Genomic DNA, 25,723 nt, shown 5'->3' on the forward strand with positions numbered 1-25,723 from the left:
ACGAAGCTATTCGACATGGCAGCGGTAAGCGATCGCCCCTGGGGCCATGCGGCCGTAAGAATTGGCTAGGACGGTTTCTCCACCACCACATCGGGCTCGAACGGGCGGGTCTTCGCCAAAACCACCAAGCGCGTCATCGCCGTGCCGCCAACGCAAACCGCGCCCAAGGAAGCGAAGACTTCACGCCAAGCCAGCGAGGGCACCCCGATATTGGACACGGCGAACACCACATGATAGCCGGCGACGGCGGCGGGAACAGCGAATGCTGTTGCGATCGCGATGCGCAAGGCCGAGGACCGAGTAACAGCAAAGGCGACCTGGCCGAGGACCAGCGTCAGCGCACCGCCGGCCGTCGCGATAAGCATGGCGCCAATGAGGCCGGCGTCGCTGTGAAACGTCATCATCCCGATAATGAGTGCGACAAAAAACGGCAGGGCATACACGGCAAGCGCAATGATCGCCCAGCAGAACAGACCGATGCCGAGTGTGTTGAGAACAAGCCCAATAGCGAGCATGGTGGTGGCTCCATGTGCATAGATCTACCAGTCGCGCCTTCCACCACCACCACGGCGCAACTCTGGATATGAGACTGAAACGAGGCGGAGTTGCGGCGGGAGCAATTTCGCCTCAAAGACTTCAGTTGAGCAGACGGCGCTCATGCGCCGCCGAACATCCAGACCGGGATGCCGAGCCGTTTCGCCTTGTCGGCGAGGTTGTCCTGGATGCCCGTGCCCGGGAAGTGCATGACGCCGATCGGCAGGAGTTCGAGCATGGCATCGTTGCGCTTGAACGGTGCTGCCTTGGCGTGCCTCGTCCAGTCGGGCTTGAAGGCGATCTGGGCCACTTTGCGGTTGCTCGCCCATTTCGAGGCGATCAGTTCGGCCCCCCTCGGGGAGCCGCCATGCAGCAGGACCATGTCGGGATGCTTGGCATGAACCTTGTCGAGACGATCCCAGATGAGGTGGTGGTCGTTGAAGTCGAGCCCTCCGGTGAGCGCGATCTTTGGCCCTGAGGGCAGCAGGATCTCGGTCTCGGCGCGGCGCTTGGCTGCGATGAAGTCGCGGGAGTCGATCATCGCCGCGGTCAGGGTGCGGTGGTTCACCAGCGATCCCGATCGGGGGCGCCATAATGTGCCGGTGTGAGTCTCGAAGCGTTCGATGGCTTGGTCACGGAAGAGCTCCAGGCAGTTGCGTCGCTCGATCAACGTGGTGCCTTCCGCCGTGATGCGTTCGAGTTCGACGGATCGAACTTCGGAACCGTCCTGCTCGCGCTGACTCTTCCGTTGCGCCTGTTCGTTGTCGTCGAGTTGGCGACCGATGCGGTCGACGGCTCGGTGGAACAGGTTGACGGTCGACCAGAGCAGATCGTCGAGGTCCGGCTCGAGCCGCGTGTCGCTCAACGTCGCGACCAGGGCATCGAAGATATCGACGACGGCACCGGTAATGATCCTGCCGTCGGGAAGCGGCCGTGGATCGGGCTGGTCGTCGAAGGGGCGGTAACCGAAGAGCTGCAATTCGGCAAGAACGTGTTCGGTCGGAGATGCGTCGTGCGGTGGTTCGATGTCATCGTGGTCGGTCATGGAGGCGATCCTTTGCCGGATCGGCCGCGACCATCGCGGCCTTCGTGGCGATCACTCAGACGGCAGGCGGAACGGGCCAGAACCCGGAGCAGAGCGGAGGGCCGAAGCGCAGCGGAGGATGGCGGAGGCCGGGCTATTTTGCTTCGCGATGCAAAGCGCGCTCGCCAGATGGCTAATGTGTCTTCTCGTCGCCGGCGCGCGGCGGAAAATAGCCGGACGCAGCCATTGCCGGTCCGAGCCGCTTGCCGTCCGATCGCCCTCTAGAAGGCCGTGGTCGCGTGCTCTCCCGGCAGTGGCCGCACCGCGACCGACCTGTCGATGCCCATCGAATTGCCGGGGCTATTCCGCGGTTGCCAACGACGAATGCAGCAAACGGACGACGTCCTCTGGTACGAGCTGAAGCCGCAACGATGCGCGGAGGGCTTCGAGGCCAAAGATGTGCAGATCTTCGTTGAAATCGCCCACCCGAGGCGACAGCGGAATCGCTTCAACGCCGGCCTCTACCGCGCGCTGCGTGAGAATCGCCTGTACGGTATCTCCGGCAGCATCGTCATCGCGGGCGATATAGAGCCGACGCAGGCCAGATGGCAGCATCATCGCTGCGAGATGATTAGCCGAAAGCGCGGCCGCCATGGGCAGGGCCGGCAGTGCGTAACGCAGTGACAGCATGGTCTCGATTCCCTCGCCGGCAGCGAGCACATCATCGACCACGCCGAAGCGAACGGCGTTGCCGAGCAGGTCACCCATGGCGCGTCGTGGTGTGTCGATCGGAGCCTTGCCGAGCCGCACGCGATCAAAACCGTGTGGATCTAGCCAGGTGCGGTGCACGCCGGTGATCCGTCCATCGAGGTCGGTGACACAGGCTATCATCGCCGGCCAGGTTTCGGTCGACGAATGCTCATCCGGTCGATAGTAGCAACGAGGATGGAAGCGCAAGCTGCCACCATGGTTGATGCAACTAATTCCGCGACGCTGCAAGTACGCCTCGGCTAATGTCCCTTCAATCGGGTTGGATATCGCAAAGAGCCGACGAGCGGCTTCCTGCGATCCGGCCGGCGCGACTGGACGAACGGGCCTCGGGAGTGATTGCTCCTCGGAACGAGGCAGCTTCAGAAAGCGCCTCGCCTCCTCGGCGACCTCGCGAAAGTCTCGCAAGGCCAGACTTTCGCGGATGATGTCGAGGAGATCACCATGTTCTCCGGTCGCGGCGTCGGTCCATTTCCCAGCGGGTCCCTTCGGTGATTCGTGCAGCCGCACGAACAACGAGCGGCCCGGCGTATTGTAGACGTCGCCGACCAGCCAGTACCGCCCCGCCCGCCTGCCATTAGAGAGATAGTGTCGGCACACCGCCTCAGCCTCGCACGAGAGGCGGCGTGCCAGTTCGGAAGCATCGCCGGCCATCACGCGGCCTCCCGCTCACTGACGCCCGTAACCGGATAGGTGTCGAGCACCCTGGACAGGACCTCGATGCCGCTCGCGTCCGTGGGTACGAACATGCGCAGCTTCCAGGAGATGATCTCCCCAAAGAGGCCGTAAGCACGGAGGCGATCGCGTATCGTGTCGTTGAATCCGGACAGCTCGATGCGATAGGCGCCCATCACCCGGACGCGGCGAAGTTGGAGTTCCTCCGCGAGGTCGAGGACGGTGCGTCCCTCCATCAGCGCGGCAAAGGCAGCGTCCGGCGTCAGCGCGGGCGCGTCCCTCGAAAGGACGTTTGCGACCCATGTGGCCGAAAACTTGCGTCCGATGATGCGTTCGCCCGCATCGGTCTGGAGCCGATAGACGCGGGTTGATTCGTTCGGCAGCCGCTTCCAGATAGGGAGCAGCAAGCCCGCCACAACGTGGATCGTGCTTTCCGTGAACTGGGGCACCTCGGCAAGCTCCGCCACCCAGGCCGCAGCGAAGCGCCCACGGTCCGCTTCGATCCAGTGGCTCTCCGCCATCATGCTCAAGGGGACCGTGTGCTGATCCATCGGCCGGATCAGACGGACGCGCCGCTCGATCTCGCCGTCATCGAGCATGACGCTCGCCGCGGGGACCTGCACGGCGGCTCGTCCCGAGCGCTCATTGACCAGCAGGACGGCCTGACGATCGGAAAGACGAGCAAGAGCGTCATCCAGACTCACCGGATGATTGCGCTGGCGCTGTGTGACAGTGAGCAGCCGGGTCTCGGCGCCGGTCCCCCGCTGGTCATAGATCGTCCGCCGGTCGGTGACGACAAGGCTCTCGGCACGGAGTGTTTCCAACCCGACGTCGTAGGTGCCGGATGCAACCGCGCCTTCGATCCGAGCGGTCAAGAGCTGCTCGAAGGCGGTGAACAGCACATTCTGGAGGTCGATGGTGAGCGCCAATAACCTGTTCAGAAAGGTCGTGATCGGCGGCAGGTCATTCCTGAGCCCATTGGCATCCATGAGCTTCAGACCGGTTGCATCCTCGAACCTCCCAAGCGAGCAACCGTCGACCTTGCCTCGCGCGAGCAGCGTGTAGAGCTGACGCAACGCATCACGTCCATACTGGCTTTCGAGATTGTCCTCGGGCCGGAACAGGCCCTGTCCTCCGGTCTGACGTTGGCCGCGCGTAATGGCTCCCAACGTATCGAGCCGGCGGGCAATGGTGCTGAGAAAGCGCTTCTCGGCCTTCACGTCTGTCGCAATCGGACGAAACAGCGGCGGCTGCGCCTGGTTGGTCCGGTTGGTGCGGCCAAGGCCTTGGATCGCGGCGTCGGCCTTCCAGCCGGGCTCGAGCAGGTAATGGACGCGCAACCGGCGATTCCGCGCCGACAGTTCGGCATGGTAACTCCGCCCCGTGCCGCCGGCGTCGGAGAACACGAGGATGCGCTTGACGTCATCCATGAAGGCCGAGGTCTCGGCGAGATTGGCCGAGCCTGCGCGGTTTTCGACCACCAGCCGGTCGCCCTTGCGGATGACGCGGCGCGAGCGGCCCGTCACCTCGGCGACCAGTTCGGTGCCGAAGCGCTGGATGACCTGATCCAGTGCCCCAGGTACCGGCGGCAGCGAGGCAAGCTTCTCGATGAGGCGGTCACGGCGTGCGACGGCTTCCCGGCTCTCGACCGGCTGGCCGTCGCGATAGACAGGCCGGGAGCAGAGGTTACCTTCCGAGTCGGTGAAGGGTTCGTAGAGCTGGACCGGGAAGGAGTGGGCGAGGTAGTCGAGGACATACTCGCGCGGGGTGATGTCGACCTGGACGTCGCCCCATTCTTCAGTTGGAATCTCCGCGAGCCGGCGCTCCATCAGCGCTTCGCCCGTCGACACGATCTGGATGACCGCGGCGTGCCCAGCCTCAAGATCGTTCTCGATCGCACGGATCAGTGACGGGGTCTTCATCGAGGTCAGGAGGTGACCGAAGAAGCGCTGCTTCGCGCTTTCGAAGGCGGAGCGTGCCGCAGATTTGGCCTGCCCGTTCAGCGTTCCCGTTGCGCCGGTGATGTTGGCGGCCCGCATCGCCGCGTCCAGGTTATTATGGATGACGCTGAACGCACCGGCATAGGCGTCGTAAATGCGGACCTGCTCCGGCGTCAGTTGGTGCTCAACAAGCTCGTACTCGACGCCCTCGTAAGAGAGCGAGCGGGCTGCGTAGAGGCCGAGCGCCTTGAGGTCGCGCGCCAGCACCTCCATGGCCGCGACCCCACCCTCCTCGATCGCTTCGACGAACTCGGCACGGGTGGCGAACGGAAAGTCGGCGCCGCCCCAAAGGCCGAGGCGTTGGGCATAAGCGAGATTGTGGACCGTGGTTGCGCCCGTCGCCGACACATAGACCACGCGGGCATTCGGCAGCGCGTGCTGGAGCCTCAAGCCCGCGCGCCCCTGCTGAGAGGCCGCTTGGTCACCACGCTCGCCCTTGCCCCCGATCGCATTCTGCATGGCGTGGCTCTCGTCGAAGACGATCACTCCGTCGAAGTCCGAGCCCAACCATTCGACGATCTGCCTGACGCGCGAAAGCTTCTCGCCACGCTCGTCGGTCCGTAGCGTGGCGTAGGTGGTAAATAGGACGCCTTCCGCAAGCCGGATCCGGGTGCCCTGGCGAAACCGGGACAAGGGCGTAACGAGCAGGCGCTCCATCCCGAGCGCGGACCAATCGCGCTGCGCGTCCTCGATCAGCTTGTCGGATTTGCTGACCCAGACGGCACGTCGGCGGCCCTTGAGCCAGTTGTCGAGCAGAATCCCGGCGACCTGCCGGCCCTTGCCCGCGCCGGTGCCATCGCCCAAGAACCAGCCGCGGCGAAAGCGGACGGCATTCTCTGCGTCATCGCGCGCGGCGGCGATAACATCAAAGGTCGCATCGACCGTCCAGGAGCCCACGAGAAACTCAGAATGCGCCTCGCCGGCATAGATGACGCTCTCAAGTTGGGCGTCCGACAGAACTCCATCTGCCACCAGACTCGAAGGCAGGTGCGGACGATAGGATGGTTTCGGTGACGCAACGGACGCCATCGCCGCGGACTGCACGAGCTTGGTCGGGTGTGCGCACGATCCGGGAATACGGATCGATTGCAATCCGTATTCCTCGTAAAGGGCATCGGTGAGCCGGGTGCCTTCCGGCGGCGACCATTCGACCGTTTCGTATGTAAGTTCGACGCCTTCTGGCGCGGCGTCTCTCGAAGAAGACGATGAGCGTGGTGCAACGGCGCCCAGCGATCGCGACATAGCCGGCCGCTCGATAGCGACGATCTCCGGTGATATGGCGACGGGCAGCCTTGGAGGCACATGCTGGTTCACCCAGTCGAGCAAGGTAGCGACGTCGGCCGCCATGCCTGGCGAAGCCGGAAAAGCCGTCGGATCGGCAGCGGGCAGCTTGTCGATCACAAGCAGCCGTGTGTCGATTTGTGTTCCGTGCTTCGCGTAGATGGCGCCGTCGATCGCCGCAGAAAACGCTACCTGCCCGCGTTCCTGGAGCCGCACAAAGGCTTCTCGCCATGCCGGGTTATCCGGTGCGAAGCTGGCGCCAGTGATGGCGACAAGGCGTCCACCGTCGCCAAGACGCGCGAGCGCTGAAGCGATGTGACGGAGAGCCGCATCCGTCATCCGTCGGTCTACGTTCGTCAATGCCGAGAACGGCGGGTTCATCAGAACGACGCTCGGCACGACACTCGCGTCGAGGTGGTCGTCGATCTGTGCAGCATCGAACCGCGAGACCTTAACGCCTGCGAAGAGATGATCGAGCAGCGCCGCGCGGGCCTCGGCCAACTCGTTCAAGACCAGAACGCCGCCGGCGAGCTCGGCAAAGACGGCGAGCAAACCGGTCCCAGCAGAAGGCTCAAGAACGCGATCGGCCGGCGTAATGCCAGCCGCGGCGCATGCGGCCAGCCCAAGCGGGATCGGCGTCGAGAATTGCTGAAGCGCCTGGCTGTCCTCGGAACGCCGCGTGTGGGTCGGCAGACAGCTAGCGATCTTCGTGAGCATCGGCAGCATTGCTGCCGTCGACCCAGCCTTGGCACGCATCGCGGGGCCGAACTTGCGAAGGAACAGAACGGCTGCCGCCTCGCAGACGTCATAGGCGGTCTTCCAATTCCAAACGCCGGCCGTGTCCGAGGCGCCAAAGGCAGACTCCATGGCGCTACGCAGAACAGCGGCATCGATGCGACGGCCGCGTTCGAGCTCGGTCAGGACCTGTCGCGCGGCCCTGACAGCGGCAGAGGTGAGATTTGCAGCGGCACGCATGGAGAGCGGCGTGGCGATGCCGCCGGCAAGAGATTCGGTCATGGCAGGAATTCTTTCGGAGAGCAGGAATGGGTCGAACCATCAGGCGCTCTCCTTTGCCCCCGACGGCTCAAACCCTTCCCGGCCCGACTCTCACTCTCCGCCGTTCCCAATAAGAATGGGGACCAGCGCTACACACCGGTCCCCAAGCAACCGCGGGACGGCCAAAGCCGCCCCGCTCTGTGATGATCACTCAGCCGCGTCGAGATGTTGCGGATCTTCGTCGGCGGCGGTCTCCTGATCCTCCTCGTCGGCGAGGAATTCGGGCAGCCGGCCCGCCTCGCTCTCCTGCTCTGACGCCGCATCGGGATCGAGGAGACGCAACGGCTCCGGCAACCAACCCGAGCCATCCAGAAGTCGTTCAGCCTCCTTGGCCATGTCGGCCTTCTTCAGATGGTCGATCAGTTGCGCCGACGACTCGCCCTTGGCCTGCCGCACGGCATCCAGAATACGCGGCTTGGTAACCCGGCCGAGATAGTTGTCGACGGTCGGTCGCCAGCCGGCCTGCACCATGTCGAGCCCGACCGCGCGCGCCAGCACATCGGCCTGGTCGAGACGCGTGCGAACGCCATGGGCGGAGACGCGACCCTGATTGTAGCGATTGGCTGGCTCATGGACGGCGTTGACCGCAAACGACGCACAGTGGGCGAACAGCGACGCCTGTGCACCACCATCGAGAGCCGTCAGCGCATCCCAGAGATCGTTCTCGCTCTTTGGCAACCGTGCCTTCCAGACCTCATGTCGCGCCTCGACTGCTTTGGCCGAGACGCTTTCCCTCAGCCCCGGAGCTTGGGCGGGAAAGTTCGGCGTGCGAAGGCTGATCTCAAGACAGCTCCCGGACGATGCGAACCGGTAAAAGGCCGTCAGCACGAAGTTATGCAGAACTGCCTGGAACGCGACCGCTGGATTTCCCGCCAACGCATCACGCAATGTCAGTGTACGATGCGCCGTCAACTCGATGATGAGACGATCCGGCAAAGGTTTGGTCGCGTCCTCATCATCCTCCTCGGCATCAGCAGCGCCGCCTGCGACCGCGATGACCGTGCGCTGGACGGAAGGGCCCACTTCAAGACCTTCGGTCGACGACGCATCGGCGCCCTGCCCGACATCAGGATCAGTTGCCGGCACCTCGTCCTCCGGCCGGACGTAACCCCGGTCCACGGCGAGGCGTCCTTCGGAGTCGATGCTGATGAAGACACCAGCTCGGGCGATCTCCGCCGGTTCGTAAAGCATCGGCCGGTCTTCGAATGCAGCCAGGGCCGACTCGATTTCGCCGAGACGCTGATCGACCTCGTCGGGCAACTCGTCGGCATCCCGGTAGTCGACTTCCAGCTTGGCTTGCTCGGCGTTCAGCGCATCGATGGTGGCCTGCTCCTCAGGCGAGAGATCGACGGGCTTGCCTTCGATTTGTCGTAGGCCTTGAGTGTGACCGTAGGGGAAATCTACGGCGACCGAGATCCACTTCCAGCCTTCGGCAGCAATCGTCTCAGCTTCGGCCTTGAGCTTCTCGGTTACGAGGCGGTCGAGCAAGACGACGTCCTGAAGCCAGCCGCCGTCGTCGTGCTCGAACAGATCCCGCAGAACGCCGCCACCCGCGCTCTGATAGGCATCGAGGCCCACAAATTGGGCCCGGGGATCGGAACCGCGCACGGTGTTCTCCGTGAGCAGCCGGCGGATCTGGTATGGCTCGTCATAACCGGAGCGGCTGACATTCTCCCAGACTTGCTCCTGGCGGGCGTGATCGGCCGTGACCGAGAACGCCATGAGCTGCTCGAGGGTCATGCCGTCTTCGGCATAGACCTCATGCAGCTTTGGCGAGACCGACGCCAGGCGCAGGCGCTGCTTGACGATTGCAGGGTTCACGAAATGACGCGCGGCAATGTCTTCCTCGCTCATGCCGAGATCGCGGAGTGTCTGGAAGGCCCTAAACTGATCAAGCGGATGCAGGCCGACCCGCTCATCGTTCTCCGCCACCGAATCGTCCTCGGCGATGCCCCCTTCACGCACAACGCACGGCACCGCCTGCGTCTTTGACATCCGCTTCTGTTTTACCAGGAGCTCGAGAGCGCGATAGCGCCTGCCGCCCGCTGGCACCTCGAACATGCCGGTCTCGTTGCCATCTGCATCGACGACGGCCCGGACACTCAGACCTTGCAGAAGCGTACGCTGCGCGATGCTCTCGGCTAGCTGCTCGATCGAGACACCGGCCTTGACGCGGCGAACGTTCGACTGGCCGAGCACGAGCTTGTTGAAGGGAATGTCCCGAGAAGGGGACAGCGTGATCTTTTGTACGGCTTTCGTCATTTTGGCTCTCCACGACGGGTGGCCGTGAGACTCTCTCTCGGCTTCCAACCCGTCGCGAACAGCCTCCCCTCCTCTCACTCTCGCGCGAGGCCAGGCATCACGCCGTCTCGTGATCGGCGACAGCCGAATCCAGCGATGCGGGCTCAATGGACCCGGGAACGAAACCGAGCAAATAGTCCGCGGCCTTGCTCGCCTGCGAGGCGGCCCGCACGATGGCGCGATTGTCTTCACGCAGGACTTCGAGCCAGGAGCCGATATAGTCGGCATGGCGCACGGTGGGGACGATCCCTAGCGACGCGCAGCTGAACGCGGAACTCAATTCGGCGACCAGCTCTTCGAAGGCATATTTCTTGGTACCGTAGGATCCGCTCTGGTCGCGATTGAGACGCGACGGGTGCCCAGTCGCATGACCGAGTTCATGCAAGGCCGTACGGTGCCAGTTGATGGGTTCGAAATAGGCCTGCGGCGGCGGGACCTGAACATAGTCTTCGGCTGTTGCATAGAATGCGCGATCTCCACCGATCCGAAATGGAATTCCGCTGGCCGTGATCAGGGCATCGACCGTCGGTTCGATGAGGCCGGCCGGCGGCGGCGGCGCAGCGGTGGCAATGTCGTCGGGCAGTTGCTCGCACTGATCGGTGTTGAAAACGGTAAATCGCTTGAGGAACGGGATCGCCTGCGCGTCTTCGCCGGTCTCGGCGGCGCGGCGCTTTTCATCATTCGGCACGAAACGATCCGCGTAGACGACGGTAGTCCCGCGCTCTCCCTTGCGAACGTGGCCGCCAAGAGAGAGTGCCTGGCGGAAAGTGAGCCAACTTTGACCGGTAAATCCGCGTTCGATCACGACTCCCCAGAGGATGAGGATGTTCACACCACTGTATTGCCGGTTGGTCGACGCATTTTTCGGCATGGCCAGCGGCGCTTTCGCCGCGGCAGTACCCCAGGGCTGAACCCAGGGGACGCGTCCGGCCTCAAGCTCGGCGATGATCTTGTCGGTGATTTCGTTGTAGAGGTTCGCCCGGTCCTGGCCGGCGCGCGCGCAAGCATTAGGGTTTGACATCGCGGGTCTCCGCGACGGGCACCGCGAGCCTCTCTCGCAGATTGTAACCCGTCACGGAAAACCAGCCTGCACTCTTACTCTCAGCTTCTTGCCTTAGGCCGCAGGCCTGATCCGGCGTGCGCCAGGGGCGCATCGCCCCAAGAGAAATGGCACCCGCAGGAGCGTGAGCATAGCGACGCCGAAGGCGGCACGCGGGACCGAGTGCAGCGACGAGACCGGTTAAAAGGGCACCCGGGAACGGGGCAGTGATAACGATCGCCGCAGGCGAGCCCCTTTTCCGAGTGCCCCCGGCGAGGAGCACCAAAGCTCTGGCGCGAGGGATCGAAGCCGCAGGCCGAGACGCGGCGCGGCTCGGTTCACGAGAGCCCGGTGCGGCCCTGGCCGCACGCGCACAACCACTAAAAGACTTGAGCGAAAGTGATGCTGGCAATCCTGCGAGAACAGCCTGGCAATTTCACAGTGGTCTCAGAACGGGCGAAAACCTTGTCCTCTGCTGACTGAGAATCCCAGCCTTGTGTTAGCAGCCGGAACAAACGGCGGACCACTAGATTCGTGTATTCGGAGTTATTCAATGCTGATGACCAGTGAGCGAAGGCCGGCGATACGGACACTGCAGGGTTGGGCGATCCACGTGCTCCAGGAAGCGGGCGCCATCCGCGAATGCGAAGAGCATGGTTGGATGCAGGACCGCGCCGATCCGCATGCACGAGAGCGAGCCTTCGATATTGCCCGTCGAGACCCGCCAGCAGACGTCTCCCGTCAAGCCGCGGAGGCCGCGCTTCACGACGTGCTCGACTCGATTGGCGATACCTGCCCAGAATGCCCCCCTGACGAGGAGGACCCGCGCTAAGCACCGACGCCGACCCGTCTGCTACTCAGCGGCCTAGCCGTTTCTCCACCCGCTTGCGCGCGTTGCCGACCTTTTTGACGGCCTTTTTCACCGCCGGCGCCGACTTTCCGGTCTTCTTCGCCTCGTACTGCACTTCGTAGTCCTGCCCGCCTGCCACCCGCGCCCGGTCCTGCTTTCGTCCGCGCGCCGTTTTGCTCTTCTTCGCTGCCGCCATCGGTGCCTCCTGTTGGGACATCGAAGCAACGCGACAGGGATTCGCAGGTTCCGGAACGATTCGAACTGTGCCAATTTGAATCGGCTGTAGCGTGGAGTTCTTCAGTGGCGTTTCAGCGTAACAAGCCGGCGGCTATCGGCGTCAAGGCGCCTTTCCCCGCCTTCATCGAACCGGCCCTGGCATCCTCGACAGAGAAAGTGCCGTCGGGAGAGCGCTGGATCCACGAAATCAAGTTCGACGGCTACCGTGTTCAGGTCCATCTGGCCAACGAGACGGCGAAGATCTCCACCCGGCGCGGCCACGATTGGACGCACCGCTTCAAGAAGGTCGCTCATGACGCCTGGCGGATCAAGGCGAACTCTGCGGTGGTGGACGGCGAGATCGTGGTGCCAGCTGCCGATGGCACGACCGACTTCTCGGTCCTGCAGAACGAGCTCAAGGGTAAGTCGAGGAGCATCGTGCTCGTGGCGTTCGATCTGCTCTATCTGAACGGCCGAGATATCCGGAAGCTACCGCTTTTTCAGCGCAAGGCCGAACTCAAGAAGATCCTGACCGGCACCGACATCCAGTTCAGCGAAAGCTTCGCGATAGACGGCCGCGAGATGTTTGCGCACGCCTGCAAGCTTGGCCTCGAAGGTGTCGTCTCGAAGGTCCGGGACGGCGCCTATCCGGCCGGACGCACGAATGACTGGGTCAAGAAGACCTGCGTGCAGCGTGAGACCCTGACTATTGCGGGTTTCGCGCTCGATGGAACGAAGTGGGACGGCATCTACGTCGGCCGGCGTAAGGGCGACGATCTAATATACGCCGGGAAGGTGGACCATGGATTCGACAAGGCATCAGCCGCCGACCTTCAGAAGCGTCTGAAGCCGCTGATCCGCAAGACGCAGCCTTATGCAAAGCGGATTGCGCACAAAGGAATCTGGGTCGAGCCCAAGCTGCTGGCCGAGATAGAGTACCGTGCAAAATCAGCGGAGGGAAAAGTCCGTCATCCCTTCTTCAGGGGGCTTCGGGAGGATCTGTAATGGATGCCTTTGACCGCTTCTGGGAGTGGGCGGAAAAGCCGCTCGATAGTCCGCTGACGATCCCTGCGGAGCTCCATCGAGCGGTTATGGAGCTGTCTCCGGAGGACAGGCGGGACCGCGCAAAGGTCAATGAGGCCGCAGGGCGGGCGGTTTCCGACCGATAGTTACCAGCGAGCGCCCAGTCTGAGCGCGCCCGCTCGAGACCCACCATTCAAGATTGACCTGCTTGAATTGGACAGTGTCCGAATTCGCGAAACGGAGTATGATCTGGTCATCACCGGCAAAGGCACTCTGCCCGCGGGCACCGGTGACTGAGAGACCAATCGCGCTCCCGCCTGCAGCAGGAGCCACCAATGTCTCATTATTCCGAACGTGTCATCCTTGCCCGTCACCATGTTGCCAAAGGACGTCAGATCGTCGAAAGGCAGCAACGGATGGTCCGCAAGGGTGGCGCAAACATCGCAGAAGCTCTGAAGCTCCTGGCTCTCTTTGAAGCAACGCAAAATATCTTCGAGGATGATCTGGAGCGCATCTTGCGGGAAGAGCGCAACTGCTAAGGCTCGCGACTTGGCAGTTTAGAGTCTGGCAATTTCCGGTCTCGGCGGCAAATCAGGCGTCAACGCTAAGACACGAGATGGTCGCACTTTGAGACCTAGCCTCGCGCGCGTCGTAACGCGACTTCCAACCGGGCCTTCTCCTTTTCCCAACGCGCTTCCTCGTCCCGCGCGCTTTCCTCAAGAACTTCGAGCTGTTGTTGAATGTCAGCGGCCTTTTCTTCGTGCTTGCGACGGGCCGCGTCCAAGGCACTTTGCGCCTTGTCGACGGCGTGCTGCCGTCGCTCACGCTCCTTCTGCCGGACGGCCTCCTCCTTGGCACGTTCGCGCTCCCGTTGCATCTGCTCCTTCTCTAAAGCAAGTGCAGCCTTCCGGTCGGCCGCATCGTCGTGGGCCCGCTTAGAAGGCTTCCGCGGTTGACGGCGGCCTGTCTTCTTTGAGCTGCCGCTGGCAAGGTCGGTAGGTAGCTCGGCATGCTCCCTGAATGGCCCGTTGGAGCCGACGGGTCTCTTCAGAACGATGCCCGGCGCAGCCATAGTCGCCTCGATGACGTCCGGATCGTCGCTTTCCTTCGCCGCGCCCTGGTGGAAGAGATTGCTGTCAGCGCCCCAGGCTTCGAGGGCCGCTTTCATGGAGGGAGCGGCGATCGCCAGATCGAAGAAGCCCAGCGAGGTCTGATAGGTCTTCAGTTTTCTGGCCATCGGTCTGATCCGCCCTCGTCGATCGTCAACGTCTCGCACGCCACCATGCCTGCGGAACACGACGCGGCCCCGAAGCGTTCCCCAATCCTTGAAGGACGTCCATGCATTTCGCAACGCGCTCTTAAGGATTGGCCTTGAATGAGCCGGATGTCGACCCTGCCCAAGCGCCTGCAGCCGATGCTTGCTACGCTTACCGAGGCGCCGTTCGACGACCCCAGCTGGGTTTTCGAGGACAAGTACGACGGCTTCCGGATGATCGCGGAAATCCGGCGGGGCAAAGTTGCGCTCTACAGCCGCAACGGCAAGATAATCAGCCGCAGCTATATTGAGGTCGCCAAAGCGCTGGAGGGCGTGAAGGGCGACGCCGTGATCGATGGTGAGCTTGTCGCGATCGGTAAGGATGGCGTCTCACATTTCCAGTTGCTTCAAAACGCGCTGCGCCATGAGGCGAAGCTGCTGTACTGCGCCTTCGATCTCATGTTTGAGAACGCAGCGGACTTGCGCAACCACCCCCTCCTCGAGCGGAAGAAGCGGTTGAAGGCAATACTGCCGCGCGACAAGTTGATCGCCTTCAGCCATCACCGCAAAGCGAACGGCATGAAATTCTTCGCCGAGGCCGAGCGGAAGGGTCTGGAAGGCGTCATGGCGAAGCGCGCCGACAGCGCGTATGCGTCCGGAAGCCGGACGGCGGATTGGCTGAAGATCAAGACAGCAAAGCGGCAGGAAGTGGTGATCGCGGGCTTCACGGCGCCGAGGCGTACAAGACCATACTTCGGCGCCCTGGTCCTCGCCGTGCGGGAAGACGACACATGGCGCTATATCGGACATGTTGGCACTGGCTTCAGCCACAAGGTCCTGGAAGACCTCCACGCCAAGCTCGTGAAGCTGACGATCCCGAAATCACCCTTCCCTGCCAAAGTGAAGGACGAGGCCGCCACGACCTGGGTCAAGCCCTCGTTGGTCGCCGAGGTCAAATTTGCGCAGTGGACGAGCAAGGGCGAACTGCGCCAGCCCGTCTACCTCGGGCTCAGGTCCGACAAGCGGGCGAAGGATGTCGTGCGTGAGCGAGAACGTCCGCGCAAGTAGCTTCCCTTCGGCGAAAGCCGGCAAAAAGGATTGATGCACTCTCCGCCGACACTCACTCGCCTCCAAGGTCGTGGATTTCCGGTCGCATGCCGTCAGGCGTGAGTTCGAGCGTCGCAAACGTGATCGGCAGCTTGAAACGCCGAGGTCCCGCGCTGCCGGGATTCAGGTAGAGAATGCCACCGACCGTGTCGATCTTCGGTACGTGGGAATGCCCGGAGACGATGACGTCGAAGCCGGCGCCGAGATCGGTCTTCAGCGTCTTCAGGTCGTGCAGAACGTAGATCGACTTACCTGCCAGACGGACGAGTTTCGTGTCGGGGTAGTCGCGAGCCCACTTGCCACTGTCCACGTTTCCACGAACGGCCGTGACGGGTGCGATCCGGCGAAGCGCGTCGACGATCTCGGGGCGTCCCATGTCGCCGGCATGAATGATGTGATCGACGCCCGTCAGGCCTCGCTCCGCCTCGGACCTCAACAGGCCGTGCGTGTCCGAAATGACTCCAATCCTGAACATCATTTCCCGACGCTCTCAGCCGAGATCGCCAAAAGACGATCGAGAAACTCTACCTGAGCGGACAGCATCTTGGTCCGCGCTAACTCGATATCAAACCATTCCGCGCGGTCGACTTCGGGAAAGCTCTGCCGTCGACCGCTTCGAGGCGGCCATTCGACATCGAAGGTATTGCTGGTCAGTGCTGCCGGATCAAAGTGTCCCTCGCCGCCGAATGCGATGACGCGCTTGCCTCCTCGCTGTCGGACCTCCCCCAGCGCCTGGAGTGGACCAATCGAAGCGCTCGGGCCGAGTTCTTCGGCAAATTCTCGTTGAGCAACGTTCTCCGGAACATCATTGGCATCGATTTCGCCCTTTGGAATGGACCAGGCGCCATCATCCTTCTCACGCCAGAACGGACCGCCGGGATGAACGAGCAGAACCTCGAGCCCCCGAGCTCCTCCCTTGCGGTATGCGAGAATGCCCGCGCTCAAGGTCGATCTCCTGGAAGTCTTTTTCACCGCAGCCATATGGCTCCTACTTTGCAGAGCAATCGAGAGCCGGCGAGCCGTCGTCCCGCCATACGGGACCGCGTTCGCCAAGCGCCTGCTTAGCTTCGTCCGCGGTCCTATGCACCGTTACTTCGGCCTCGCGCTCGGCCGCCTTCCTGGCGCACGCACCTACCCGCCGGGTCGCCATTAGACGGCGACGAGATGATCTCGCGTGACCTCGTTGAGACGGATTTGCCATTCGCCAGAGCCTGCCACGGACGACGAAGGAGTGCCGTCCGGCGTCACCGGATGCTTCACGACACCTAAGCCGACTTCCGCTGCGGCTTGGCCGCCGGCTTTTTCGCCGCGGCCTCCTTCGCCGGCTTCTTGCCTGCGATCGGCATCAGCATTTCCTTCTGCCCGGCCGCCGCCTTGCGCGGCTTTTTTCCTGATTTCTTGGGTGCCTCTGTCGCTGAGGCGCCCTCTCTTCCGATGCTCTTTCGCAGCGCGTCGATCAGGTCCACCACGTTCTCGCCGCGGGGACGCGCTTTCGCGGTGATGGGTTTGCCGGCGCGCTTCTGATTGATCAGTTCGATGAGGGCGGTTTCGTATTGGTCTTCGAACTTGTCCGGCTCGAAATGGCCCGCCTTCTGATTGACGATGTGCTTGGCGAGATCAAGCATGTCCTTGGTGACTTTGACATCCTGAATGTCGTCGAAATACTCATCAGCTGAACGGACTTCGTAAGGATAGCGCAGTAGCGTTCCCATCAGGCCCTTGTCCAACGGCTCCAGCGCGATGATGTGCTCGCGATTGGTCAGCACCACACGGCCGATCGCGACCTTGTTCATCTCGCGGATGGTTTCCCGAATAACGGCGAAAGCATCGTGCCCGACTTTACCGTCGGGACGCAGATAGTAGGGGCGAATGAGATATCGCGGATCGATCTCGCTGCGGTCGACGAACTCGTCGATTTCGATCGTTCGCGTTGATTCCAGTGCGACGTTCTCTAGCTCCTCCTTCGTCACCTCGATGAAGGTGTCCGTGTCGACCTTGTAGCCTTTGACGATGTCCTCGTTGTCGACCTCCTCGCCGGTATCGGCATCCACCTTAGCGTACTTGATCCGATGGCCGGTCTTTCGATTCAGCTGGTTGAACGAGACCTTTTCGGATTCCGACGTGGCCGGATAGAGCGCAACCGGACAGGTGACGAGGGAAAGACGCAGGAAGCCTTTCCAGTTGGCGCGGGGGGCCATCGCGGGGAACTCCATTACTGATGCCGGATTAAAGACGAACGACCGGGCTTGGTTCCGACATCGCGACCCGCCCCACAGCGGGATTTTTCTCATCGGCCTGCCTGGCCGGACTCGACATTTGTTCTTGTTATGTTCTAATTCGGGCATGACCGACCGACCCGCGAGCTGGCGCATGCCGACCCCGAAACAGATGGAAAAATTGGCCGCTGAAGCCGACCGCAGACGAGCGCCGCCCGCTGCGGGTCCAGATGCCCCCCTCCCGGCCGAATATTGGGAATCGGTCCTGAAAGACGCACGCGCCGGCACGACCGGGGCTCAGATGCGGCAGCGACGTCTTTCCGAGATTCAGCGTCACGTGCTGCGCGTCTCCTGCCGCCGCTGCGAGCGGACCGTGGAAATCCAGACCGCTGATGCCGTTCGACTGTATGGCGCCAACGCGCTCTGGAAGGACGTCGCGCAGCGGCTGCTCGACAATACCTGCCGGCAGCGCACCGGCAGGCATGAAGAAGACGGGTGCTGGCCAGCGTTCGAGACGCCGTAGCCGCTCTGGATTTGCCGATCCGATCTCTTTGCGCCTGGATGTCTGGATGGCCCCGAAGTATCACCCTACGCCCTTGTCGGGCGGCGATCGCAAGGCTCTGGCGAAAGAGCTCGGCAAGGCACGCGCGATGGCCAGCATGCTGGCGACCCAATCGGCGGAGATGCGGGCCAAAGGCGGGGCGATGATCCAGCAAGCCGACAGGCTGCTTTGCGAAAGCTGGAACGAGCGGATGTGGAGTGACGGCGAACCGATCGATCCGTCGCCGACCATCGATCAGGCCGTAAATGGAGGCTTCCCCTGGCTGGAGATCAGGTGCGCGCGCTGCAAGACGCCGAGCGATGTCGACCTGGCCGCGATGAAGCACCCGCCGACCACCTTCGTGCACGATCTCGCCAGCCGGCTGCGCTGTCGCAAATGTGCCAAGGCCGGCCGGCGTCCATCCGCGACTCTGCTACAGTTGACCTGGCAGCCGCGCCACCCTCGAGCCGAATCCTGACCGATGTGCAATCTTTATTCGATCACGACCAATCAAGCCGCGATCAACGCGCTGTTCCGCGTTGTCAACCGATACGTTGGAAATCTGGCGCCGATGCCGGGGGATTTTCCCGACTACAAGGCACCGATCGTGCGCAACGGAGTGGAGGGCCGCGAGCTCGCTACGGCGCGATGGGGAATGCCGTCGTCATCAAAGGCGCTGATGGACGCCACGAAGAAGCGAGCCGAGAAGCTGCAGGCCAAGGGCAAGGCAGTGGATTTCAAGGAATTGCTGCGAATGGAGCCGGACGGCGGCACGACCAACATCCGCAATGTGAAGAGCAAGCACTGGACGCGATGGCTGGGGACTGAAAATCGCTGCGTGGTGCCGTTCAACTCGTTCAGCGAGTTCAACAAGGCCGAGGGCGGTGATATCTGGTTCGCGCTCGATGAGACACGTCCCCTCGCCTGCTTCGCCGGTATCTGGACCAACTGGACGTCCGTCCGGAAGGTCAAGGAAGGCGAGACGACCAACGACCTCTACGCGTTCCTCACGACGGAGCCCAACGCCGAGGTCGGCGCCATCCACCCCAAGGCGATGCCGGTGATCCTGACAACGCCAGATGAAGTCGAGACCTGGATGACGGCCCCTGCGGACGAAGTACTGAAATTGCAAAGGCCGCTTCCGGACGGAAGCCTCCGGGTCGTCGCTCGCGGCGTCAAGGAAGACCCAATAGGGCCGACGACGTGACGGACGAGACCGACTACCAAACGGGGCCAGCACCGCATCAGCGCAAGATCATTCTGTCGATATAGACATCTTCTACGCATCAGTGGAGCAGCGGGACAATCCGGACTTGCGTGGCAAGCCAGTCGCTGTGGGCGGGATCGAAAGAGCGCGGTGTCGTAGCTGCAGCGAGCTATGAGGCGCGAAAGTTTGGAGTTAGGTCGGCATTGCCGTCAGTGACAGCCAAACGGCAATGCAAAGAGCTAATTTTCGTAAAGCCGCCGCGCTTCGAAGTCTACAAGGAGGTCTCTCGACACGTCCGGACAATCTTCGCGGAGCATTCTGACGTCATTGAGCCCCTGTCGTTAGATGAGGCCTACCTAGATGTCACCGAGAACATCCAAGGCCTCCCAATCGCGACAGAGATCGCGACCTTGATTAGAGTCAAGATCCTGAGCGAGACAGGCCTGACCGCGTCTGCCGGCATCTCTTACAATAAGTTCCTGGCAAAACTTGCGTCCGACCAACGGAAGCCCAACGGACAGTTCGTGATCACGCCAAAGATGAGGCCGAGCTTCGTTCAGGATCTCCCAGTCGGCAAATTCCATTGAATCGGACCGGCGACCAGTGCGAAGATGCATGGCCTTGGCATCTTCACCGGCATGAATATGCGCAATCAGTCGCTCGAGTTCATGAACGCCAATTTTGGGAAAGCTGGGGCGTATTATTACTGGATCTCGCGGGGGATTGACGAGCGTCCTGTCCGTGCCAACCGAATCCGAAGGTCCGTCGGCGCCGAAAGCACGTTTCGCGGGACTTGGCAGACCACGAAGCGCTGACCATCGAACTGCGCCCACTGGTCGACAAGGTCCGGCAACACTGCGAGGCGACGGGCGCGCGAGGCCAAACGGCGATCCTTTTCAGATTTCGAGCTGATCACTCGCAGCACGTCCGTACGCATGAACGACACCGCGGACGATCTCTCTAGCCTGGCTCTTGAACTATTAGCGCAACTTATGCCGCCAAAGAGGCCGATCCGGTTAATCGGTATCTCTGTTTCGGGGGTTTGTTGGGTCAGGGCTCGATGATGATCAATTGCCACTCATGCTGGCTTGATTTGGCGGGTCCAACCGCATCTCGTTGCTGCTTGCAATAGGTGCCATCCACTCCCCCAATTTACACAGAGCATGCTTGGGAAAACGCGCAAAATATCGCTTTGCAGTCGATAACTCTGACCCAAAGCATATACTGCGCTATCATATACGAATCACCGCATTTGTACTGTTTCAAGGATGGATTACGGCGCTATGGCGCGAGCTACCATGCAAGGCAAAGCGACGCTCGACGCACGATTCAAGTTTGCTGATACCGCGTTTTCGAGCGGCACCGAAGGTTGGAATTCTCAACTTCGTTTTGCCACCGGCATCGCCGACGGCGAGGACTATCTTCTTCGTCTGTTCAAGAAGACCGGAACCCCGCTGGACGAGGACCTGAAGCGGCTCATCACGCACGGCCTCAGGCGTGTCCGGCGTGTTCTGTCGTCACGCCGTGCGCGCCAGTTATTGGTCGAGGTTCTTGAGATCGTCGAGGACCAGGAAGAGATCGGTATCTTAATGGTTGATCCTGGCAGTCCGATCTGCGGGTCATTGCACAGGGTTCGAGCGCGAGAAGGCCGGCTGCTTACGACGACCGGCCGCAAGATGTTTTGGCGCAATATCTTGCGCGTAGCTGAAGGACTTGCACTTTGTCATGATGCGGGCATCGTGCACGGCGCTGTCAGCGAACATACGATCTTTTCGCATAGCGATGAAAAAGAGGATTTCCGACTCGGCGGCTACGAAGCGTGCGTACACATTGCCGACGGCGATGTGGGCGGCGCGGGACATCTGCTGCGGCCCTCCGGCACCGTCTCGTTTCGCCGGGACTGGAGTGATCTTGGGCAGGCAGCGTCGCGGATCCTCGGCCTGACCGAGGACGGCGGCGGTCCTTCCCTGCTGTCGATCGAGCGACGCATGCTTAATCGTCTTGCCGATCCGCCACGCTACCAGCTTTTCGACGGAAGTATCGTGCTAAACGAGATCGCCGAGGTCGTGGCCGATCTTGACCGGTCGGGGTCAAGCGGCGAAGGCGAGCTAATTCTCTACCCTTCCACCCAGGTTACCCAAAGCGACCTTGCATCGCTTACATCGGGCACCATCCCGGCTGACGATAGGGATGCGGTCCTCCGTTTTGTCGAAGAGGATCTCAGCGGACCAACGGTACGCACTGTTGTCGTAGATGAGGCCTTCGTGCGTATCGTCACCGACCTTGCCGCGTATGGCGTGAAAGTCATCGATGACTATGTCGGCATGATCGAGAACGCCAACAAGAGGCGGCCTGACGACTACATCTATGATGCCGTCGAGGTTCGCCACCGGATTCATCTTGCGCGAACTCGGAGAAGCGCCGAAGAGCGAGTACGCAGGCTTGGCCCTGGCGCCAAACCGTGGATTGACGCGAGTGTCACAACAGGAGTGAGCCGATCAGTCGAAGAGATTCCCACTTGGTACGCCCTCATTCTTCTCGAAGCCTTTACTTGGCTGCGGGAGCAATTCCGAATCTATCCCGTCGAAGTGCTTCACCCGCCGTCCGGCGGGGATTCAGATTTGGCCTGGATCGCCTCCCGCGAAGATCCCGACCGGGACATGCGACGCAAGCTGATGGGACTGCGCCCGGCATACGACGCCTTGGCGCGCGAATTGAAGTACGACGACGGCAAACCAAATTGGACTCTTTCACGCAGCGACGCGCTCGCCGGCGATCGGGAGCGATTTCCGGAACTCAGTTATGAGGGAACGGGCGGTGTCGTCGACGGCCGCCTACCGTTCACGTTCGCGACAAGCGAAGCTGTTGTACCGGGGCAGCTTCTTTTTCTTCGTCCTCGAAGAGATGGTGGATTTGAACGCGCAATTCGCCGCCGCCTTCAAAATATTGTGGCGGCCCGGACGAATATTGAACTCTTGAGAGCGATTGACGATCCGGCGCAGGTCGCGCTGGACGAAGTATTACGTGATATTGCGACCCCGAATGCGGTGCCGCCGGACGAGATGGACGGTTCGAAAAAGGTGGCATGGGACGCAATCGTATCAGGCAAGTCCATCAATGTCGTTGTTGGCCCTCCTGGCGTCGGCAAGACGTTCCTAATTTCGAATCTTGTCAAAAGCATTCTGGACAAAACACCGGACGCAAGGCTTCTAGTGTCGGCGCAAAACCACGAGACCTTGATTCAAATGGAGGACGAACTCAAGGCGACACTGGCGAGCGGCACGAAGATCGTCGTTCGTGTCGAGCGGACACGATCGACCGATGAAGTCAGCTCCTTGCGTGCGAGCTCCGTTGATCTTCTTAGGTCCGTTTCGACGGTCGACCACGCCGCTGAAAGCATGATGGTCAACCAACGCTATCAAATCAAGCAGGCGCTCCGGCCCGTTGATGCGTCGGAAGCGACGGTTGCGGAACGCGTATTTCGCGATACCGACAATCTGCTGCTGCGCTCTTCCGATGTCACGCTTGCCACGACATCGTCGCACATCATCGAGGAGATGATTGCCGATGGCGATCAATTCGACTGGGTCATCGTCGAAGAAGCGGCCCGCGCCAACGGTGCGGAACTGATCGGCGCGCTATTGCTGGGCAACAGAAGAATCATGGTTGGCGATCACAACCAACTCTCTCCATTCGATGCCGCCCAGCGGCAACAATTCTACGATCCCGAGCGCGCAGTTGATCTGCTGCGGGACGCGAAGGAGCGGCTTGAAACCATCTCCGATCTACCGCCGGAAGTTACTGAGGCGCTTGATACAGTTAAGTCGAGCGAACATCTGATGAGGGAGGCTCTCGCAACAGCGGCGCGTCTTGAAGAACCGTTTCGATCAATAGCTGAGCGCGAAATTGAGCGCGAAAAGGACACGGGGCGTCCGAGCACGATCGTCAACACGCTGCTGGAACAGAGCCGCATGCACCCCGCCATCGGCGATCTCGTCTCGAATACTTTTTATGACAGAAAGCTCGCTCCCTCCGACCGCGTCAAGCGTCGCACGCTAACGGTCACGTCCACGGTCGCGTACCTCACCTCTCCAATCGTTCTTCTCGATTTTCCGCCCCTCAGCATGTCAAAACGGCGACATTTCGAACACAAAGTGGAGCGATCATTCCGCAACGAGCTTGAGGCGCAGGCCTTGATAGCGGCCTTGAAAGGGTTGCGGCCGATAGTTGGCGCGGACGGCCGCCGACCGACCCTCGTGATCATCTCGCCCTACGCGGCGCAGGTGAGATGGTTCAAGCGCTTACTGCGCGGCCAAGTCAGGAAAGACAAGACCTTGTTCGGCTTCGCGAGCCCGCGCAGTAATGGTGAGTTCGTCTTTACCAGCGATAGCTTCCAAGGTGGCGAAGCCGATGTCGTGGCCGCCAGCCTTACGCGCAACAATGTCATGGTGGGATCGCGCGCGCTCGGATTCGTCAAAAGCCCACAGCGCATGAATGTGCTGCTCAGCCGCGCCAAGCAAAAGCTGATTCTTGCCACAAGCCAGCGCTTCATTCGCGAAGTGGTCGAAGGAATCGATCCGGATGCAAAAAAGGACGATCTTGAATTCCTACGAAAGATGCTGAAGGAGCTCGCGACCCTCGCCGGGACCGATTACGAGCTCGTCAGGAAGGATGCTCCTAGCATTAAGGTGAAAGGCGCATCCATCGTCGCGATCGACGAGAACGGGAGGCTTCCGGCGTGAAAATCTACCTTCCCGCTTGGCACTATCGCGCGCGCGCCATCGTTCAACGCACATGGGGATGGAGTCCAATCGAAGAAATGATCCTGCTCGCGCTCGATCGCACCCCAGAAACGATCGAAGAGGTGGCAACGTCGCTCGGGATTCCAAGCCAGGTCGCGGGCTCGACCATCGCGCGGTTGATGCAGTTCGGCCTGGTCGAGCTTCGCCTGGCTCCTGTCCCTCAATTGGCGACAAGCGGCGTCGGTCAAGACTTCATCCGGTTGGGTGGCGCCTTGCCGGAGCGAACTGAAGATCGGGAGATTCACATCAGTCTAGTGCTGGAGAAGGTCGGACACTCGGTCTTTCGCAACCGCGACGTCGAGACCGCTCCACTCTATCGGATGACCCATACAGATCACAAGGTCAACTTTCCTCCGGGCCCAGATGAGACCGATGACACAATGGCGGTCCGCGTAACGCAGCTCGTCGCCGGCATGCTCCGTCCCGGCGAATGGCTGCGCGGCGTTCAAACGATCAACTCCGTTCTCGAAAGAAAATATCTCGCGATCGAACTGAACGACGTCAAGAACGGATTGCTCCCTGAGGGGGCCAGCCAGGACTTGATCGGCGCTCTTCAAGCAACAATCAGGACTGGTATTCTGCCGGAAGCTAGCGATCCGCAGCCAAGCCGGTCAGTGACCGTCGATACGATGATTGGCACCGATCAATTGATCGTCGGCGGCGAACAGCATCTCGAATGCTTCGAACGCATCGTGGGTCAGGCCGAGGAAGACGTTTTCGTACTTTCGACTTTTGTGACGCCTCACGGCGAAAAATACACGGAGCAACATGAACGCATTCGAAAAGCTCTTGAACAGGCTGCGCAGCGTGGCGTGCGCTGCCACTTGTTCTACGGTACTGCGCTAGACACCGACAGAAAGAACGCGATCGCGATGCAGGAGCTCAATATGCGGCTCTCGTCGGTCCGTCGCGCGCGTGGCTTTGTGTTCACGCAGCGCGATTCTGTTCGAAGCCATGTGAAATGCCTTGCCGCGGATGACGGCCACGGCGGCGCTGTCGTCGTGCTCGGCTCCTCCAATTGGCTGTCGTCGCCCTTTTCTGCCTTGGAGGTGTCTGTCGAGCTGACAGAGAACCGCGCGGCCGCGGCGGGCCTGGATCTTTTGCGTTCTATCGTGTCACCTCTTTCAAGCGCCAGCCGTTCGATTGAGACGCTCCAATTCATAGCATCGGATTTAAGGCGCTCGCGGAGCGCCTTAACATCTAGCGCCGATGCTGGAGGGAGTATTCCAGTTCGGATGAGCATTCTCCAGGCTGACGATCATGAGCGATTGATTCGGAGGGTTGCTCACGAAGCCGAAGAGCGATTTGTCTGCTGTACCAACAAGGTCGGAGCTCCCATGGTGCCGGCGATCTTTAACCCCGCCGAAATCGCAGGACGCCGACTCGACGACGTCCGTGTTTACTACTCGCGCCAGACCGGGCCGATCAAACGGCGGCACGTCAAGGCCCACCGCGAACGGCTACATGGTGTAGTCGATCTGATCGCCGTGGAGGATCCGCAAGTCCATGCAAAGTTTCTTTTGTGGGACAGAGATCACGTCGTGGTGAGCACGATGAATTGGGGCTCTCAGTCGGGTTCACCGGATAATCCTCTCGACGAGATCGGCCTCCATTTGGAAGGGCCTGGCATAGCCGAGTTCCTCCTAATGAAGTTCGAGAGTCAACTCGACGATTAGTATCTGACACGTATTTTGGGCTGCGTCCAAATTGTCAACGCGCTGCGCGCCAATTGCGCTGAAATTGCTGAGTTCTTTGTTCAAGGTGGAAAGAGAACCTTTCGCCATCTATCATCAGGCGCAGCCAAAACGCCTGATAAATACAAAGCAGA

The 25,723-nt window shown here is 61.3% G+C and carries 20 protein-coding genes and 1 pseudogene; 10 read left to right on the top strand and 11 right to left on the bottom strand.

The features are described 5' to 3' along the window. Positions 1-65 precede the first annotated feature (65 nt). The 6 genes from I554_RS0107130 to I554_RS0107155 all read right to left on the bottom strand — a co-directional run bounded on the left by I554_RS0107130 (position 66) and on the right by I554_RS0107155 (position 10,660). Complete coding sequence (locus I554_RS0107130) at positions 66-515, bottom strand: hypothetical protein (RefSeq protein WP_006018713.1); 450 nt, start codon at positions 513-515, stop codon at positions 66-68. 140 nt (positions 516-655) lie between these two features. Beyond that, positions 656-1,579, bottom strand: a complete 924-nt coding sequence (locus I554_RS0107135; RefSeq protein WP_006018712.1) for a DUF2493 domain-containing protein — start codon at positions 1,577-1,579, stop codon at positions 656-658. Positions 1,580-1,918: 339 nt separating this feature from the next. Further along, entirely contained in the window at positions 1,919-2,980 is a 1,062-nt protein-coding gene (locus I554_RS0107140; protein ID WP_006018711.1) for a toprim domain-containing protein, read from the bottom strand. Further along, positions 2,980-7,299 carry a bifunctional class I SAM-dependent methyltransferase/DEAD/DEAH box helicase gene (locus I554_RS0107145; protein WP_006018710.1) on the bottom strand — a complete coding sequence of 1,440 codons (4,320 nt, stop codon included), beginning with the start codon at positions 7,297-7,299 and terminating at the stop codon, positions 2,980-2,982. The genes I554_RS0107140 and I554_RS0107145 overlap by 1 nt, the downstream gene beginning before the upstream one ends. A 186-nt stretch (positions 7,300-7,485) precedes the next feature. After that, complete coding sequence (locus tag I554_RS27205) at positions 7,486-9,600, bottom strand: ParB/RepB/Spo0J family partition protein (protein ID WP_006018709.1); 2,115 nt, start codon at positions 9,598-9,600, stop codon at positions 7,486-7,488. A 97-nt stretch (positions 9,601-9,697) separates the two neighbouring features. Next, positions 9,698-10,660, bottom strand: coding sequence for a zincin-like metallopeptidase domain-containing protein (locus I554_RS0107155; RefSeq protein WP_024337240.1), 963 nt, complete (start codon positions 10,658-10,660; stop codon positions 9,698-9,700). Positions 10,661-11,231: 571 nt separating this feature from the next. On the opposite strand from I554_RS0107155, the gene I554_RS0107160 reads away from it, so the two are divergent. Further along, positions 11,232-11,510 (top strand): hypothetical protein, encoded by a 279-nt coding sequence (locus I554_RS0107160; RefSeq protein ID WP_006022624.1) that lies wholly within the window; start codon positions 11,232-11,234, stop codon positions 11,508-11,510. A gap of 25 nt (positions 11,511-11,535) precedes the next feature. On the opposite strand, the gene I554_RS0107165 is transcribed toward I554_RS0107160, so the two are convergent. Continuing rightward, a complete protein-coding gene (locus tag I554_RS0107165; protein ID WP_006022625.1) occupies positions 11,536-11,724 on the bottom strand; it encodes a DUF3606 domain-containing protein in 189 nt (62 codons plus the stop codon). Positions 11,725-11,828: 104 nt separating this feature from the next. Between I554_RS0107165 and ligD (I554_RS0107170) the strand changes: the two genes are divergently transcribed. Both ligD (I554_RS0107170) and I554_RS0107180 read left to right on the top strand, forming a co-directional pair. Continuing rightward, positions 11,829-12,749 (top strand): non-homologous end-joining DNA ligase, encoded by a 921-nt coding sequence (gene ligD / locus I554_RS0107170; protein ID WP_006022626.1) that lies wholly within the window; start codon positions 11,829-11,831, stop codon positions 12,747-12,749. 353 nt (positions 12,750-13,102) lie between these two features. Next, positions 13,103-13,306: a hypothetical protein gene (locus I554_RS0107180; RefSeq protein WP_006022628.1), complete on the top strand. Its 204-nt coding sequence runs from the start codon at positions 13,103-13,105 to the stop codon at positions 13,304-13,306. Positions 13,307-13,401: 95 nt separating this feature from the next. Here the strand turns inward: I554_RS0107180 and I554_RS0107185 are convergent, their stop codons facing one another. Then, positions 13,402-14,004: a hypothetical protein gene (locus tag I554_RS0107185; RefSeq protein WP_006022629.1), complete on the bottom strand. Its 603-nt coding sequence runs from the start codon at positions 14,002-14,004 to the stop codon at positions 13,402-13,404. A 138-nt stretch (positions 14,005-14,142) separates the two neighbouring features. Here I554_RS0107185 and ligD (I554_RS0107190) point away from each other — a divergent pair, with 138 nt between their 5' ends. After that, positions 14,143-15,090: a non-homologous end-joining DNA ligase gene (ligD, locus tag I554_RS0107190; protein WP_006022630.1), complete on the top strand. Its 948-nt coding sequence runs from the start codon at positions 14,143-14,145 to the stop codon at positions 15,088-15,090. Positions 15,091-15,142: 52 nt separating this feature from the next. Here the strand turns inward: ligD (I554_RS0107190) and I554_RS0107195 are convergent, their stop codons facing one another. From I554_RS0107195 to I554_RS0107210, 3 genes are all read right to left on the bottom strand, one after another. Further along, positions 15,143-15,607 (bottom strand): metallophosphoesterase family protein, encoded by a 465-nt coding sequence (locus tag I554_RS0107195; RefSeq protein ID WP_006022631.1) that lies wholly within the window; start codon positions 15,605-15,607, stop codon positions 15,143-15,145. Continuing rightward, complete coding sequence (locus I554_RS0107200; protein WP_028145790.1) at positions 15,604-16,110, bottom strand: NUDIX domain-containing protein; 507 nt, start codon at positions 16,108-16,110, stop codon at positions 15,604-15,606. Before I554_RS0107200 ends, I554_RS0107195 begins: the two co-directional genes overlap by 4 nt. A 284-nt stretch (positions 16,111-16,394) precedes the next feature. Then, positions 16,395-17,327, bottom strand: coding sequence for a Ku protein (locus I554_RS0107210; protein WP_006022633.1), 933 nt, complete (start codon positions 17,325-17,327; stop codon positions 16,395-16,397). Positions 17,328-17,472: 145 nt separating this feature from the next. Here I554_RS0107210 and I554_RS0107215 point away from each other — a divergent pair, with 145 nt between their 5' ends. From I554_RS0107215 to I554_RS0107240, 6 genes and pseudogenes are all read left to right on the top strand, one after another. Next, entirely contained in the window at positions 17,473-17,868 is a 396-nt protein-coding gene (locus I554_RS0107215) for a hypothetical protein (RefSeq protein ID WP_024337238.1), read from the top strand. Positions 17,869-17,914: 46 nt separating this feature from the next. Then, on the top strand, positions 17,915-18,364 hold the full coding sequence (locus tag I554_RS0107220; RefSeq protein WP_006022635.1) for a hypothetical protein: 450 nt from the start codon (positions 17,915-17,917) through the stop codon (positions 18,362-18,364). Positions 18,365-18,367: 3 nt separating this feature from the next. Continuing rightward, the gene (locus I554_RS0107225; protein ID WP_006022636.1) at positions 18,368-19,093 is read left to right on the top strand and encodes an SOS response-associated peptidase family protein; all 726 of its coding nucleotides are present in this window, start codon (positions 18,368-18,370) and stop codon (positions 19,091-19,093) included. Next, a pseudogene (dinB, locus tag I554_RS25470) lies at positions 19,090-20,185 on the top strand (DNA polymerase IV). The gene I554_RS0107225 and the pseudogene dinB overlap by 4 nt, the downstream one beginning before the upstream one ends. Before the next feature lie 191 nt (positions 20,186-20,376). Continuing rightward, positions 20,377-23,835 (top strand): AAA domain-containing protein, encoded by a 3,459-nt coding sequence (locus tag I554_RS0107235; protein ID WP_024337237.1) that lies wholly within the window; start codon positions 20,377-20,379, stop codon positions 23,833-23,835. Beyond that, positions 23,832-25,571, top strand: a complete 1,740-nt coding sequence (locus I554_RS0107240) for a phospholipase D-like domain-containing protein (RefSeq protein WP_006022640.1) — start codon at positions 23,832-23,834, stop codon at positions 25,569-25,571. The genes I554_RS0107235 and I554_RS0107240 overlap by 4 nt, the downstream gene beginning before the upstream one ends. Positions 25,572-25,723: the final 152 nt, after the last annotated feature.

The organism is Afipia sp. OHSU_II-C1 (assembly GCF_000497575.1).
Classification (GTDB): Bacteria; Pseudomonadota; Alphaproteobacteria; order Rhizobiales; family Xanthobacteraceae; genus Afipia.

Bases quoted from the DNA above. Each gene is read 5' to 3' on its own strand.
- I554_RS0107130 (WP_006018713.1), bottom strand. From the start codon at position 515: ATGCTCGCTATTGGGCTTGTTCTCAACACACTCGGCATCGGTCTGTTC.
- I554_RS0107135 (WP_006018712.1), bottom strand. From the start codon at position 1,579: ATGACCGACCACGATGACATCGAACCACCGCACGACGCATCTCCGACC.
- I554_RS0107140 (WP_006018711.1), bottom strand. From the start codon at position 2,980: ATGGCCGGCGATGCTTCCGAACTGGCACGCCGCCTCTCGTGCGAGGCT.
- I554_RS0107145 (WP_006018710.1), bottom strand. From the start codon at position 7,299: ATGACCGAATCTCTTGCCGGCGGCATCGCCACGCCGCTCTCCATGCGT.
- I554_RS27205 (WP_006018709.1), bottom strand. From the start codon at position 9,600: ATGACGAAAGCCGTACAAAAGATCACGCTGTCCCCTTCTCGGGACATT.
- I554_RS0107155 (WP_024337240.1), bottom strand. From the start codon at position 10,660: ATGTCAAACCCTAATGCTTGCGCGCGCGCCGGCCAGGACCGGGCGAAC.
- I554_RS0107160 (WP_006022624.1), top strand. From the start codon at position 11,232: ATGCTGATGACCAGTGAGCGAAGGCCGGCGATACGGACACTGCAGGGT.
- I554_RS0107165 (WP_006022625.1), bottom strand. From the start codon at position 11,724: ATGGCGGCAGCGAAGAAGAGCAAAACGGCGCGCGGACGAAAGCAGGAC.
- I554_RS0107180 (WP_006022628.1), top strand. From the start codon at position 13,103: ATGTCTCATTATTCCGAACGTGTCATCCTTGCCCGTCACCATGTTGCC.
- I554_RS0107185 (WP_006022629.1), bottom strand. From the start codon at position 14,004: ATGGCCAGAAAACTGAAGACCTATCAGACCTCGCTGGGCTTCTTCGAT.
- ligD (WP_006022630.1), top strand. From the start codon at position 14,143: ATGAGCCGGATGTCGACCCTGCCCAAGCGCCTGCAGCCGATGCTTGCT.
- I554_RS0107195 (WP_006022631.1), bottom strand. From the start codon at position 15,607: ATGATGTTCAGGATTGGAGTCATTTCGGACACGCACGGCCTGTTGAGG.
- I554_RS0107200 (WP_028145790.1), bottom strand. From the start codon at position 16,110: ATGGCTGCGGTGAAAAAGACTTCCAGGAGATCGACCTTGAGCGCGGGC.
- I554_RS0107210 (WP_006022633.1), bottom strand. From the start codon at position 17,327: ATGGCCCCCCGCGCCAACTGGAAAGGCTTCCTGCGTCTTTCCCTCGTC.
- I554_RS0107215 (WP_024337238.1), top strand. From the start codon at position 17,473: ATGACCGACCGACCCGCGAGCTGGCGCATGCCGACCCCGAAACAGATG.
- I554_RS0107220 (WP_006022635.1), top strand. From the start codon at position 17,915: ATGGCCCCGAAGTATCACCCTACGCCCTTGTCGGGCGGCGATCGCAAG.
- I554_RS0107225 (WP_006022636.1), top strand. From the start codon at position 18,368: ATGTGCAATCTTTATTCGATCACGACCAATCAAGCCGCGATCAACGCG.
- I554_RS0107235 (WP_024337237.1), top strand. From the start codon at position 20,377: ATGGCGCGAGCTACCATGCAAGGCAAAGCGACGCTCGACGCACGATTC.